The following is a 961-nucleotide window of genomic DNA, read 5'->3' as shown; positions in this document are numbered from 1 at the left end:
GTGCTGGAGAGCTCTTCAATGAAGCAGAAGACATTCTTGATGAACATGATAAAGCGCTATTGGCCACATCGCCCTTAGTAAAGAAAGAAAAAGCCAAACCGAAACGCCGGCCACTGCCAGCACAGTTACCACGAGTCGAGGTGGTTGTTGACCTTGATGAGGATGAAAAAGTGTGTAATTGCTGTCAAAGCCCACTTCACAAAATGGGTGAAAGCAGCAGTGAAATACTCGAATTTGTGCCAGCGCATATCAAGGTTATCAAAACTATTCGCCCTAAATATACGTGCCGTCACTGTGAGCGAGAAGGGATTGAAAGTGTAGTGAAAACCGCCCTAATGCCCGCAACAGCCATTCCAAAAAGCATCGCCACCCCCAGTTTACTGAGCCAAATAATCATGTGTAAATACCAGTTTGGCTTGCCGCTTTATCGCCAAGAAACGTTATTTTCTGATATCGGTATTGAGTTGAGCAGGCAAACCATGTCGAGCTGGATGTTACGCTGCGCTGAATTGTTGTCACCGCTCTATCAGCGCTTAAAAGAAATCTTGTTATCTCAAGCGGTTATTCATGGCGATGAAACCTCGTTAAACGTTATTAACGCAGAGAAAGCGACCAGCTATATGTGGCTGTATTGTTGTGGCGATGATAAGCCGGGTAAAGGCACTAATATTGTCTTGTTTGATTATCATAATAGTCGCGCGGCCCACTGTGTGGTTGATTTTCTTGACGGTTATCAAGGCTACATGCACGTTGACGGCTACAAAGCATACGAGCAAACGAAGGCAACACTGGTTGCGTGCTTAGCTCATATACGCCGTAAGTTCATCGAGGCCAAAGGCAATAATAAAAAAACCGTTAAAGCGGATGTAGCACTTAACCTTATTCGCAAACTCTATGGTATTGAGCAAGCCATCAAAGGTAAATCGGTCAGTGAAAAATTCACCGTTAGGCAGCAAAAAGC

At 44.6% G+C, this 961-nt stretch carries 1 protein-coding gene; it reads left to right on the top strand.

The window, feature by feature from the left end:
• The coding region (tnpC, locus tag ADS77_RS21165) for an IS66 family transposase (protein ID WP_152960663.1) at positions 1-961 on the top strand (961 nt) is incomplete at both ends.

Origin of the sequence: Pseudoalteromonas porphyrae, from assembly GCF_001298125.1 — a bacterium.
Classification (GTDB): Bacteria; Pseudomonadota; Gammaproteobacteria; order Enterobacterales; family Alteromonadaceae; genus Pseudoalteromonas; species Pseudoalteromonas neustonica.
The sequence above is the reverse complement of the archived record's forward strand: the minus strand, read 5'-3'. Positions and strand labels throughout refer to the sequence as shown.